The organism is Mesorhizobium sp. M0185, from assembly GCF_040322175.1.
In the GTDB taxonomy this organism is placed as follows: domain Bacteria; phylum Pseudomonadota; class Alphaproteobacteria; order Rhizobiales; family Rhizobiaceae; genus Mesorhizobium.
Genome location: NZ_JAMYSY010000030.1, coordinates 67,447 through 78,817, shown reverse-complemented (window position 1 = coordinate 78,817; position 11,371 = coordinate 67,447). Strand labels below are relative to the sequence as shown.

Here is an 11,371-nt window from a genome sequence, read left to right as displayed (position 1 = left end):
GCAATGGATGATTGCGCCGAACCCGGACCTCAAGGTCCACGTAGCTGAAAAGTTCGCCAGTTCGATCGTCGCCGCCGCGCACTCGTCACCTCCGAATCCCTTCGGAGCCAGTGAATCATTGCTGCGGTCCGGTGGCGAGGGCCTTTTTCAACAGCCTGCTAGAGGGCGTGAACGGATTTCTTCTGATTGGCTGGTCGACCGCCTATCTGATCGCGGCCGGCACCCGCATTGGCCCATTCAAGGCCGGCGAGCACTTCTGAACGGGCGATCGTTCAGACCGCTACGGAATGCCTGGCTGTACCGGTTTCGAAATATTTGTCGAACTTCGCCGCGATGCTTCTGACAAAGGGCCGGCTTTCCGCCGGCACGACGAAGCGGTCACCATCAAGTTCAAGCAGCCGCGCAGGACCATGAAGAGCCGTGGAACTCGCCTTGAGGAGAAGTCTTTGGCCGGCTTCGCCAAAGCGCTCCACCAGCTCAATCGCCGAGAAGGCGAAGTCACACATCAATCGCTCGATGATCCAGCCGCGAACACGGTCGTCGTCGGAAAGCGCGATACCCCGAACAGCGGCCAGCCCGCCATCAGCAACCATGCGTCCATACTCAGCGGTCGAAGGCATGTTCTGTGCATAGCCCTGGCGAAACTGGCTGATGGATGACGGGCCAAGGCCGATCAAGGTCTCGCAGCGATCCTCGGTATAGCCCTGAAAGTTCCGGTGCAGTGTTCCGGCGCGGACGGCAAGCGCGAGGGCATCGCCCGGTTTGGCGAAATGGTCGAGGCCGATTGCTTCGTATCCCTGGTCCACGATCGCCCGCGCCGCAAGTTGCGATTGAGCAAACCGCTCTGCCGGACCCGGCAGCCATGCCTCGTCGATCATCGTCTGATGCTTCTTAAACCACGGCACATGGGCGTAGCCAAAAAGCGCTATCCGATCCGGTTCCAGGGTTAGTGCCTGCGCGACGGTGGAGGAGACACTCTCCCTGGTCTGGTGTGGCAAGCCGTAGAGCAGGTCCAGATTGACCGATTCGACGCCGCGCGAACGAACGCCGTCGACTACCGCTTTGGTCTGCAAAAAGCTCTGCTCGCGGTCAATTGCCTTTTGCACCTTCGGGTCAAAATCCTGGACGCCGAGGCTCGCACGGGTCATGCCGATTTCGGCGAGTGCGTCGAGGCGGGCATCGTCCATATCATTGGGTTCGATTTCGACGCTGATCTTGGCGCCGGGAGGAAAGGTGAAGCTGTTGCGCAGGACGGTTCCCAGCGCCACCAGATCCTCCGGTTTGAGCATCGTTGGCGAACCGCCGCCGAAATGGACGGCACGCACGCGGCCCTTGCCTGCGACAAGACTGGCGACGGTGGCGATCTCGGCATGCAGTGAGCGAAGATACGTGCTCACCGGTTCGTAGTGGCGTGTCTGCTTGGTATGGCAGGCACAGAACCAGCAAAGCTTGTCGCAGTACGGGATGTGCAGATAGAGCGATATCTCGTGGCCCTCGTCGAGCGCCTGCAGCCAGCCTCGACAAACGACAGCATCGACGCTTGTATTGAAATGCGGCGCTGTCGGGTAGCTCGTATAGCGCGGCACGTTCTCACCAAGACTGGCAACTAATTCTGGCCGCACGCCTCTATCCGCTCCACTTTGCATGGCCCGACTTTCACCACATTACTGGCCGGCAGCCTTGATTTCGGTCAAAGTCCGCTGTGGACAAACTGCCGCAAGGATTTTCCTGCCGCCGATGCTATCTTGCCGGCAGTTTGGGTCCTCGGACGATCATGATGACAGTGCGTCAGGATATTCACAGCACCGGCATTCCAGTGCTTTGCCGATCATGCGAAGCGCGCCACCATGGCGTCTGCGGCGCGCTCGATCCCGATCAACTGGTGGGCCTCGCAAAGACCTCATCGAAGCATACCGTTGAACCGGGCGCAGAACTGATTGGTGACACCGAGACCGTCGACCGTTATTCGAACGTGCTTTCCGGCGTGGTGAAGCTCACAAAGAGCCTGTCGGACGGACGCCAGCAGATTGTCGGCCTCCAGTTTGCCCCCGATTTTCTAGGCAGTCCCTTCAAGGTGGAAAGCGCGATCAACGCCGAAGCCGCAACCGCCGTTTCGGTGTGTTCATTTCCAAAGGCCGCCATCGAGCGCATGATGAAGGAATCGCCGGAACTCGAGCATCGTCTGCTCAAGCAGACGCTGAACGAACTCGACGAAGCCCGCGACTGGATGGTGACGCTGGGGCGCAAGAGTGCTGCGGAAAAGGTGGCGAGCTTTCTCCTGATGATCGCCAGGAATATCGATCCTACGCTTGACCCGGCGGCCCAGTCGACAAGCTTTGACCTGCCGCTGAGGCGCGCCGACATCGCCGATTTTCTCGGCTTGACGATCGAGACGGTCAGCCGCCAGTTGACCAGACTGAGAACAGACAGCGTAATCCGGATCGACAACAACCGGCACGTGACTGTGGAGAACATGAGCCGGCTGCAGCGACGCTCCGGCGCCTAACTGGCATCGACGACCCCGATCATCGGCAAGACGTGCTCGCGTTCGAAGGCGATATGCCGGCGCAAGCTTTCGAATAAGCCGCGCAGCATGAAGCCGACAGCCTCGGCATTGTCGACTGTCTCGCCATGGCCGATCGCCAGCAGGATTTCAGTCACCTCGCCGGCAAAGCATTGGTCCTCGACGTGTTCTGCGCGCAATCGACGAGTTGAAGCAAGGTTGGCATCGCTGCCAGTCAAAGCAGCCTCGTACGCCGGAAAGATAACCGTCTCCTCGTATTGGTGAATGTTGCGCAACAGCGGAACGATCGCGTTGGCCACGCCAATACACTTCAGGCGATCTGCGGCCGGCAACGTATCGGCGATCTTTTCCAAGGCGTCACAGAGCCGCAACTTTTCCCCATGGGCACGTTTCATCACAGCGCCAGGGAGGAACTCTCGATCGAACCGTCCGACCGGCATGGAAATCTCGCGGCGCGCTTCAAACCGCGACGATTTCCGCTCGTTCTCCCCGTCCAATAAAGCCTCCTGATCGTTTGCGAGTTGGAAGCTGCCCAATCCAAAAGCAAATGGCTTTGACATGGATCAAGGCAGCGACGACGCGACTGCTGAATTGGTGTCAAGCGGATTGGTATCCGCGCATCCCAATCCGAGGTCGGGGACAGGTCATGAAGTTCGGCACGCAAATCTTCGCCTTGGGCCTGTTCACATTTGCGGCCCTTGTGGCTGCCGGGTTCGGTGTGGACGAGCCATTCCGGCAGCATATGTGGGTACTGTTTTTTGTGCTGCTCGGCTTTGTCGCCATCCTCATCCGCAACACGAATTTCGAAGTGGCTGCTCCGATCGACCCGTCCGCCTACATGGATGGGCCAATCCGCTATGGCGCCATCGCCACCATGTTCTGGGGTGTCGTCGGCATGCTGGTCGGCGTCGTCATTGCGCTGCAACTTGCCTACCCCGATTTCAACATTCAGCCCTGGTTTAACTTCGGCCGTTTACGGCCATTGCATACGTCGGGCGTCGTCTTCGCCTTCGGCGGCAATGCGCTGCTCTGCACGTCCCTGTATGTCGTCCAGCGCACCTGCCGCGCTCGGCTGTTCGGCGGCGATCTCGGCTGGTTCGTGTTCTGGGGCTACCAGCTCTTCATCGTCATGGCCGCGACCGGCTACCTGCTCGGCATCACCGAGAGCCGCGAATACGCCGAGCCCGAATGGTATGTGGACATCTGGCTAACCATCGTCTGGGTCGCCTATCTCATCCTGTTCCTCGGCACGATCCTGAAGCGCAAGGAGCCGCACATCTACGTCGCCAACTGGTTTTACCTCTCCTTCATCGTGACCATCGCGATGTTGCATGTGGTCAACAACCTCTCGATGCCGGCCTCATTCCTGGGTTCCAAGAGCTATTCAGCCTTCTCCGGCGTCCAGGACGCCCTGACGCAATGGTGGTACGGCCACAACGCCGTCGGCTTTTTCCTCACCGCCGGCTTCCTCGGCATGATGTATTACTTCGTGCCCAAGCAGGCGAACCGGCCGGTCTATTCCTACCGCCTGTCGATCATCCACTTCTGGGCGATCATCTTCCTCTACATCTGGGCCGGTCCGCATCACCTGCACTACACCGCCCTGCCCGATTGGGCGCAGACGCTCGGCATGGTGTTTTCGATCATGCTGTGGATGCCGTCATGGGGCGGCATGATCAACGGGCTGATGACGCTGTCGGGCGCCTGGGACAAGCTACGCACCGATCCGATCATCCGCATGATGGTGATGGCCATCGCCTTCTACGGCATGTCGACCTTCGAGGGCCCGATGATGTCGATCAAGGCGGTCAATTCGCTGTCGCACTATACCGACTGGACCATAGGTCACGTGCACTCCGGTGCGCTCGGCTGGGTCGGCATGATCTCGTTCGGCGCGATCTATTACATGGTGCCGAAGCTTTGGAACCGCCAACGGCTCTACTCGCTGCGGCTGGTCACCTGGCACTTCTGGCTGGCGACGCTCGGCATCGTCGTCTACGCGGCCGTCATGTGGGTGTCCGGCATCATGCAGGGCCTGATGTGGCGCGAATACGACGAGCAGGGCTTCCTGGTCTACTCCTTCGCCGAAACCGTGGCCGCCATGCACCCCTACTATGTCATGCGTGCCATCGGCGGGGCCATGTACCTCTCCGGCGCCCTGGTCATGGCCTGGAACATCGCCATGACCATCCTCGGCTACCAGCGCGAGGAGGAGCCGATGCCCGGCGCTGTTCCCGCCCTTCAGCCTGCCGAATAAGGAGCCAGACAATGGGCTTGATGGACAAACACGCGATCATCGAGAAGAACGCTACGCTCCTTCTCGTTGGCTCCCTTCTTGTGGTGACGGTCGGCGGCATCGTCGAGATCGCACCGCTCTTCTATCTCGACAACACGATCGAGAAGGTGGAGGGCATGCGCCCTTACTCGCCACTCGAACTGGTGGGGCGCAACATCTATGTGCGCGAGGGCTGCTACCTCTGCCACAGCCAGATGATCAGGCCATTCCGCGACGAAGTCGAGCGCTATGGGCATTACAGCCTGGCGGCCGAGTCGATGTACGATCATCCCTTCCAGTGGGGATCGAAGCGCACCGGACCGGACCTCGCCCGGGTTGGCGACCGCTACTCTAATCTATGGCACGTCGAGCACCTTACGGATCCGCGTTCGGTGGTGCCAGAATCGATCATGCCGAGCTACGCATTTCTGAAGGACGCGCCGATCGACGTGAAGGACTTCTCGACGCATCTGGTCGCCAACCGCCGTGTCGGTGTCCTTTACAACGATGACATGATCGCGCACGCCAATGCCGATCTGATGGCGCAGGCCGATCCCAACGCCGACACATCCGGCCTCGAGGCCCGCTACCCCAAAGCCAAGATCGGCGACTTCGACGGCAACCCGCAACAGGTCACCGAAATGGATGCCCTCGTCGCCTATCTCCAGATGCTCGGCACGCTGGTCGATTTCAAGAACTACGACGAAGCCGCCGGCTACCGCTGAGAGGAGTTTTACCCATGGATTACAATTTGATGCGGGAGTTCGCCGACAGCTGGGGCCTGGTCGCCATGGCTCTGTTCTTTGTCGGCGCGATCGCCTTTGCCCTGCGCCCCGGCAGCCGCAAGCTGGCCGACGAAGCCGCCCGGATTCCCCTTGAGGACGAGTGATCATGAGCGACGAGCATATCGATGAGATCTCTGGCGTTTCGACCACTGGTCATGAATGGGATGGTATTCGCGAGCTGAACAACCCGCTCCCGCGCTGGTGGGTCATTACCTTCTACATCACCATTGTCTGGGCGATCGGCTATACCATCGCCTATCCGGCATGGCCTCTGCTGCATTCGGCAACCAAGGGCGTGCTGGGTTACTCCAGCCGCAACGAGGTCGGTCACGAGTTGATGGCGGCCGAGGTGGCCAAGGGCAAATACGTCACGGCAATAGAATCGAAAAACGTCTCTGAGATCGCCGCCGACGATACACTGCGCGAATTCGCGGTCGCTGCCGGCGGCGCCGCGTTCAAGCTCAATTGCGTGCAGTGCCATGGTTCCGGCGCCCAGGGCTCCAAGGGCTTCCCCAACCTCAATGACGACGACTGGCTGTGGGGCGGCAAGGCGGACCAGATCCAGCAGACGATTACGCATGGCATCCGCTTCGCCTCCGATCCGGATACGCGCCTGTCGGAAATGCCAGCGTTCGGCGACATCATCACCGCAGACCAGATCAAACAGGTCAGCGCCTATGTTGCCAGCCTGTCCGAAACCGTCGGCGATCAATCGTTGGTGGCGCCCGGTGCCAGGGTTTTTGCCGAAAATTGCGTGGCCTGTCACGGCGACAATGCGACAGGCAACAAGGAGTTCGGCGCTCCGGATCTGACCGATGCTATCTGGCTCTACGGATCGGGCGAAGCGGCCATCGCCGCCCAGGTCGCCGCGCCGCAACAGGGCGTGATGCCGGCCTGGGGCGCGCGGCTGGGCGAAACCAGGATCAAGGAGCTGGCGGTCTACATACATTCGCTAGGCGGTGGAGAATAGGAACGGGGGTCTGTTCTCCGGCCCTCACCGCCGAAGCGACGAGGCCCGGCTCTGCCGGGCCTCGATTTGTTTTCCGTGGGCTAGGCGATTGACCTGCATCAACGCGGCGCAATCCAGTCGGCAGCAAAATCCGCTCGACGCTGTATTTCGCTGACCTGCCTGTGCCCAGTCAGGACATTTGCCCGGCGAAATCAAAGCTGCGCGACGGGAGAAACCAGTGCTGGACAATACGCAGGTAGAACGGCTCGAAGCCGAGGCGGTCAACTCCGCCAAAGTGCGACAGCCGATGTATGCCGCGCGCAAGAAGATCTTCCCGAAGCGGGCCTCGGGCAGCTTTCGCCGGTTCAAATGGCTGGCAATGGCGGTCACACTTGGTATCTACTATCTGACACCTTGGCTGCGGTGGGACCGTGGCCCGTTTGCCCCTGACCAGGCCGTGCTGCTCGATCTCGCCAACCGGCGTTTCTACTTCTTCTTCATCGAAATATGGCCGCAGGAATTCTACTATGTGGCTGGTCTTCTGGTCATGGCTGGCGTCGGTCTTTTCCTGATCACGTCGACTGTCGGCCGTGCTTGGTGCGGCTATACATGCCCGCAGACCGTGTGGGTCGATCTGTTTCTGGTCGTCGAGCGGGCCATCGAGGGCGACCGCAACGCGCGCATGAAGCTTGACGCCGGGCCGTGGACTGCCCGCAAGCTGGTGCAGCGCGTATCGAAACACGCCATCTGGCTGATCATAGGTGCAGCGACCGGCGGCGCCTGGATCTTCTATTTCGCCGATGCGCCGACCTTGCTCGTCGAACTCTTCACCGGCACGGCAGCGCCTGTCGCCTACATCACCGTCGCCGTGCTGACAGCGACTACCTATACGTTCGGCGGGCTGATGCGCGAGCAGGTCTGCACCTATATGTGCCCATGGCCGCGCATCCAGGCAGCCATGCTCGACGAAAACTCGCTCACCGTGACGTACAATGACTGGCGCGGCGAACCGCGCTCACGTCACGCCAAGAAGGCGCAAGCCGCGGGGAAGGCAATCGGCGATTGCGTCGACTGCAATGCCTGCGTCGCCGTCTGCCCGATGGGCATCGACATTCGCGACGGCCAGCAGCTTGAATGCATCACCTGCGCGCTTTGCATCGATGCCTGCGACGGCGTCATGGACAAGCTCGGCAGGGAGCGCGGCTTGATCTCCTACGCGACACTCTCCGACTACAATGCCAACATGATGCTGGCGACCGCGGGCGGCGCCTGTTCGGTCAATCCGTCATTGGTCAGGACCGCTGACGGCCTGTTTTCGGACAGGGTGGCGCATTTCCATGTCCGCAAGATCTTTCGGCCACGCACCTATGTCTACATGGCCATGTGGTCGCTGATCGGCCTGGGTCTGCTCTTTTCGCTGCTGACGCGCGACCGGCTCGAGATCAATGTTTTGCACGACCGCAATCCACAATTCGTGACGCTGTCCGACGGCTCGATCCGCAATGGCTATACCGTCAAGCTGCTGAACATGATCCCCGAACCAAGAACGATTATCGTCACCATTGGAGGCTTGCCAGGCGCAGAGATGAGCATCGTCGGCGTCGATCTTCCCGCCGATCGTTCTTTCGCGATCCAGGTCGAACCCGACCGGCTTAAGATGTTGAAGGTTTTCGTGCGCCTGCCTGCTGATGAGATCCATGGCGAAGCGCAGACCTTCACACTCCGGGTCGAGGACAAAGCGAGTTTCGAGTCGAACGAATACATCGCCACCTTCAACGCCCCGGAGATCCCCAGATGAACGCCACCACGCGAAAGTCCCGCGAATTCACCGGCAGGCACGTGTTGGCCATCATCCTCGCCTTTTTCGGCGTGGTCATTGCGGTCAATCTGACGATGGCGACGCTTGCCAACACAAGCTGGACCGGTCTTGTCGTCGAAAACACCTATGTGGCGAGCCAGCAATTCAACAAGAAGGCTGAGGAAGGGCGCGCGCAGGCAGCGCTTGGCTGGACCGGCAAGCTGACCATCTCATGGGGCGAAGTCCGCTATAGCCTCACCGACGCTGCCGGCAAGTCGGTTCCCTTGCATGGCGTGAAGGTGCTGTTTCGCCATCCCGCTTACGAGAAACAGGATGAGGCCGTCACGCTCGCCCTCGCCTCGGGTCAGGAGTTTGCAGTGCAGCACATGCCAAGGGATGGTGTCTGGATTGTCGAAATCGACGCCGATGCCGGTCTGGCAAGACCTTATCGCGACGTCCGCAGAATCGTGATTTCCCATGGAGCGCTGCAATGAGCTGTTGTGCACCAGGTGCTGAAATGGCGCTGGATCTGGGCAACGCTACATCCGTCCTGCCGTCAAGCGAAGAGGTCAAGCTGGCGAGCCGGTCGCTTAGCGATGGCCTTAGCCAGACCGATCTTTCAGTTCCGACGGTTCATTGCGCAGCCTGCATCCAGACAATCGAGACAGCGTTGGTAAAACTCGATCACGTCGAGGCCGCTCGCGTCAACCTGTCAACGAAGCGTGTCTCGGTCCGGTGGCGCGGGGACGAGGCCCCACCATTCGTCGCCATGCTGGGGCGGCTAGGTTACCAGGCGCATTTGTTCGAACCCGAAATTGGTGAAAAGGACAAAACGCTCTCGGAGCTTATCCGCGCCGTCGCTGTTGCCGGATTTGCGGCGGGCAACATCATGCTGCTGTCGGTTTCGGTCTGGTCCGGTGCCGAGGGCGCGACCCGCGATTTGTTCCACTGGGTCTCGGCACTGATCGCCATCCCCGCACTCGCCTTCGCCGGCGGCATCTTCTTCAAGTCGGCCTGGAATGCCTTGTGTCACGGCCGCATGAACATGGACGTGCCGATCGCGGTCGGCGTGTCGCTGGCCTATGCGATGAGCCTCTATGAGACGATCACCCATGGCGACCACGCCTATTTCGACGCGTCGGTGTCTCTGCTGTTCTTCCTGTTGATCGGCCGCACGCTGGATCACGTGATGCGCGAACGCGCCCGCACCGCCGTGAAAGGCCTGTCACAACTGGCCGCGCGTGGCGCCATGGTGCTGCGCGACGATGGCGCACGCGACTATCTGCCGGTTGGCGAGATCGAACCGGGCATGCTGTTGCTGATAGCGGCCGGCGAAAGGATCCCCGTCGACGGCAAGATCATTCAGGGGACCTCGGATCTGGACTGCTCGTTGGTTTCAGGGGAGAGCACGCCCCGAAATGTGGCGCCAGGCGGACCCGTGCAGGCCGGTGTCCTCAATCTTACCGGCTCTCTGACGGTCGAGGCGACAGCCGCCGCGAGGGATTCGTTCCTGGCGGAAATGGTTCGGCTGATGGAGGCCGCAGAGGGCGGTCGCGCCCATTATCGCCGCATCGCCGACCGCGTTTCGGCGCTCTATGCTCCGGTGGTTCATCTGACCGCCTTCGTGGCATTCGTTGGCTGGATGGCGGCGACTGGCGACTGGCACCGGGCGATAACCATCGCCATTGCGGTTCTCATCATCACGTGCCCATGTGCCCTCGGCCTCGCCGTGCCGATCGTTCAGGTGGTCGCTGCGCGGCGCCTGTTCGAGAACGGCATCATGGTCAAGGATGGTTCTGCCATGGAGCGCCTGGCGACGATTGATACCGCAGTGTTCGACAAGACTGGAACACTCACGCTCGGCCAGCCCCGCCTGGTCAATGCGGGCTCAATCGATCCGGGCATGCTGGCCATCGCGGCAGACATGGCCGCGCATTCGCGTCATCCGTTTTCAAAGGCCATAGCCGGCTTTGCCGCTCCTGGCGGGCAGCACAAATTCGATGCCGTCACCGAGCATCCGGGGTTCGGCATCGAAGCCACTGTCGCCGGAAATATCTGGCGGCTGGGCCGGCGCGGATGGGCTGGATGGAAGGCCCGAACCGGCGGCGAAGGCAAGCATGGCTTTGGCGGGACGGTCCTGACGAAAGACGGGATCATTGGCGCCACATTCGATTTCGAGGATGCGCTACGTGCCGACGCTGGAGCGGCCATCCGACAGTTGAACGATGCGGGGATATCGGTGGAAATGCTGTCGGGCGACACTGCGGCAGCCTGCGCCGGTGTCGCGAAAATGCTGGGTGTCGACGACTTCGTTCCGTGCCTGATGCCGTCCGGCAAGGTCGAACGCATCGAGACCCTGGCGAAAGACGGACACAAGATTCTGATGGTTGGCGACGGTCTCAACGACACGCCTGCACTGAGTGCGGCGCACGTCTCGATCGCTCCAGCCACCGCCGCCGACATTGGCCGCAACGCAGCGGACTTCGTATTCCTGCGCGAAAGCCTTCTGGCAGTGCCTCTCGCACTGGACGTCTCGCGCAAGGCGGGAAGCCTGATCCGCCAGAACATCGCGATCGCAATCGTCTACAATGCTGTTGCCGTGCCGATCGCCATACTGGGACATGTCACGCCTCTTATCGCAGCGATCGCCATGTCCGCTTCGTCGCTGCTTGTGATAGGAAATGCGCTGCGCCTGCAAAGTTCCACGCCAAATTCGCCGGCGAAAAATGTTCGGCGCGACAGACGTTTCGACATCAACACATTGGCCCGATCCTCATGACAACCCTTGCCTACCTCATACCTGTGGCCCTCTTCCTTGGTGCGCTTGGACTGGGGAGCTTCCTGTGGGCTTTGAGGAGTGGCCAGTACGAAGATCTCGACGGCGCCGCCGAGCGGATCCTTATCGAGCGGGAAGACAAGCCCGGCCGCTAGCCAAATGCTGATGCAATAACCGAGCCACGACCTTCTCCACCTCGATCATGCCGCGCAAGATCGCTGTGTCCGAGGTTCTTGCCTGCCAAGACTGAACTCCAGCAATTTG

General features: G+C 60.7%; 11 protein-coding genes. 9 read left to right on the top strand and 2 right to left on the bottom strand.

Annotated elements, in window-relative coordinates; all coding sequences use genetic code 11:
* Window positions 1-272 precede the first annotated feature (272 nt).
* Window positions 273-1,622 (bottom strand): oxygen-independent coproporphyrinogen III oxidase, encoded by a 1,350-nt coding sequence (gene hemN / locus NKJ20_RS22165; protein ID WP_352746934.1) that lies wholly within the window; start codon window positions 1,620-1,622, stop codon window positions 273-275.
* 155 nt (window positions 1,623-1,777) lie between these two features.
* Here hemN and NKJ20_RS22160 point away from each other — a divergent pair, with 155 nt between their 5' ends.
* Window positions 1,778-2,506: a Crp/Fnr family transcriptional regulator gene (locus NKJ20_RS22160; protein WP_352746931.1), complete on the top strand. Its 729-nt coding sequence runs from the start codon at window positions 1,778-1,780 to the stop codon at window positions 2,504-2,506.
* Here NKJ20_RS22160 and NKJ20_RS22155 read toward each other — a convergent pair.
* On the bottom strand, window positions 2,503-2,919 hold the full coding sequence (locus NKJ20_RS22155) for a hemerythrin domain-containing protein (RefSeq protein ID WP_352694176.1): 417 nt from the start codon (window positions 2,917-2,919) through the stop codon (window positions 2,503-2,505). The genes NKJ20_RS22160 and NKJ20_RS22155 overlap by 4 nt on opposite strands.
* Before the next feature lie 251 nt (window positions 2,920-3,170).
* Between NKJ20_RS22155 and ccoN the strand changes: the two genes are divergently transcribed.
* The 8 genes from ccoN (at window position 3,171) to ccoS (ending at window position 11,262) form a co-directional block, all read left to right on the top strand.
* Window positions 3,171-4,781, top strand: a complete 1,611-nt coding sequence (gene ccoN, locus NKJ20_RS22150; RefSeq protein WP_352746928.1) for a cytochrome-c oxidase, cbb3-type subunit I — start codon at window positions 3,171-3,173, stop codon at window positions 4,779-4,781.
* Window positions 4,782-4,792: 11 nt separating this feature from the next.
* Window positions 4,793-5,524 carry a cytochrome-c oxidase, cbb3-type subunit II gene (gene ccoO, locus NKJ20_RS22145; RefSeq protein WP_352746925.1) on the top strand — a complete coding sequence of 244 codons (732 nt, stop codon included), beginning with the start codon at window positions 4,793-4,795 and terminating at the stop codon, window positions 5,522-5,524.
* 14 nt (window positions 5,525-5,538) lie between these two features.
* The gene (locus NKJ20_RS22140; protein WP_023759205.1) at window positions 5,539-5,688 is read left to right on the top strand and encodes a CcoQ/FixQ family Cbb3-type cytochrome c oxidase assembly chaperone; all 150 of its coding nucleotides are present in this window, start codon (window positions 5,539-5,541) and stop codon (window positions 5,686-5,688) included.
* 2 nt (window positions 5,689-5,690) lie between these two features.
* Entirely contained in the window at window positions 5,691-6,554 is an 864-nt protein-coding gene (ccoP, locus tag NKJ20_RS22135) for a cytochrome-c oxidase, cbb3-type subunit III (RefSeq protein ID WP_352746922.1), read from the top strand.
* Window positions 6,555-6,771: 217 nt separating this feature from the next.
* Window positions 6,772-8,331: a cytochrome c oxidase accessory protein CcoG gene (gene ccoG / locus NKJ20_RS22130; protein WP_352746919.1), complete on the top strand. Its 1,560-nt coding sequence runs from the start codon at window positions 6,772-6,774 to the stop codon at window positions 8,329-8,331.
* On the top strand, window positions 8,328-8,825 hold the full coding sequence (locus NKJ20_RS22125; protein ID WP_352746916.1) for a FixH family protein: 498 nt from the start codon (window positions 8,328-8,330) through the stop codon (window positions 8,823-8,825). The genes ccoG and NKJ20_RS22125 overlap by 4 nt, the downstream gene beginning before the upstream one ends.
* The gene (locus NKJ20_RS22120) at window positions 8,822-11,110 is read left to right on the top strand and encodes a cation-translocating P-type ATPase (protein ID WP_352746915.1); all 2,289 of its coding nucleotides are present in this window, start codon (window positions 8,822-8,824) and stop codon (window positions 11,108-11,110) included. Before NKJ20_RS22125 ends, NKJ20_RS22120 begins: the two co-directional genes overlap by 4 nt.
* Complete coding sequence (gene ccoS / locus NKJ20_RS22115; protein WP_023720408.1) at window positions 11,107-11,262, top strand: cbb3-type cytochrome oxidase assembly protein CcoS; 156 nt, start codon at window positions 11,107-11,109, stop codon at window positions 11,260-11,262. The genes NKJ20_RS22120 and ccoS overlap by 4 nt, the downstream gene beginning before the upstream one ends.
* Window positions 11,263-11,371 lie beyond the last annotated feature (109 nt).

Bases quoted from the DNA above. Each gene is read 5' to 3' on its own strand.
- NKJ20_RS22160 (WP_352746931.1), top strand. From the start codon at position 1,778: ATGACAGTGCGTCAGGATATTCACAGCACCGGCATTCCAGTGCTTTGC.
- NKJ20_RS22155 (WP_352694176.1), bottom strand. From the start codon at position 2,919: ATGAAACGTGCCCATGGGGAAAAGTTGCGGCTCTGTGACGCCTTGGAA.
- ccoN (WP_352746928.1), top strand. From the start codon at position 3,171: ATGAAGTTCGGCACGCAAATCTTCGCCTTGGGCCTGTTCACATTTGCG.
- ccoO (WP_352746925.1), top strand. From the start codon at position 4,793: ATGGGCTTGATGGACAAACACGCGATCATCGAGAAGAACGCTACGCTC.
- NKJ20_RS22140 (WP_023759205.1), top strand. From the start codon at position 5,539: ATGGATTACAATTTGATGCGGGAGTTCGCCGACAGCTGGGGCCTGGTC.
- ccoP (WP_352746922.1), top strand. From the start codon at position 5,691: ATGAGCGACGAGCATATCGATGAGATCTCTGGCGTTTCGACCACTGGT.
- NKJ20_RS22125 (WP_352746916.1), top strand. From the start codon at position 8,328: ATGAACGCCACCACGCGAAAGTCCCGCGAATTCACCGGCAGGCACGTG.
- NKJ20_RS22120 (WP_352746915.1), top strand. From the start codon at position 8,822: ATGAGCTGTTGTGCACCAGGTGCTGAAATGGCGCTGGATCTGGGCAAC.
- ccoS (WP_023720408.1), top strand. From the start codon at position 11,107: ATGACAACCCTTGCCTACCTCATACCTGTGGCCCTCTTCCTTGGTGCG.